Here is a 356-nt window from a genome sequence, read left to right as displayed (position 1 = left end):
CCCGGGTTCGTAGAGGGAAGATGCAAGGCAAGAAGCTGTTTCTCGACAAGGAGGTGGTTCGCTTTCGGCTCAGTGAGCGGGTACGGCCCCATAACCTCTACCGCCGGCTCGCGGAGCTCGTCGACTGGAGCTTTCTCTACGAGGAGACCCGGGCCCTCTACAGCCACACGGGCCAGCCCTCGCTGGACCCGGTGGTATTTTTCAAGCTCGTGCTCGTGGGCCGGCTGGAAAACCTCGTCAGCGACCGCCGCCTGGTCGAGCACTGCGCCCTGCGGCTCGACATCCTGTACTTTTTGGGCTACGAGGTCGACGAAGAGATGCCGTGGCACTCGACGGTGAGCCGCACCCGCCAGCTG

General features: G+C 63.8%; 1 protein-coding gene. It reads left to right on the top strand.

The genetic code is table 11. From position 1 onward, the window contains the following. A partial coding sequence (locus J4G38_RS28805) for a transposase (RefSeq protein WP_262906233.1) occupies positions 1-356 on the top strand: 356 nt, incomplete at both ends.

Source organism: Hymenobacter terricola, from assembly GCF_017921975.2.
GTDB classification, from domain to species: domain Bacteria; phylum Bacteroidota; class Bacteroidia; order Cytophagales; family Hymenobacteraceae; genus Hymenobacter; species Hymenobacter terricola.
Note: the sequence above shows the minus strand (reverse complement) of the source record. Positions and strands in the feature narration are given on the sequence as shown.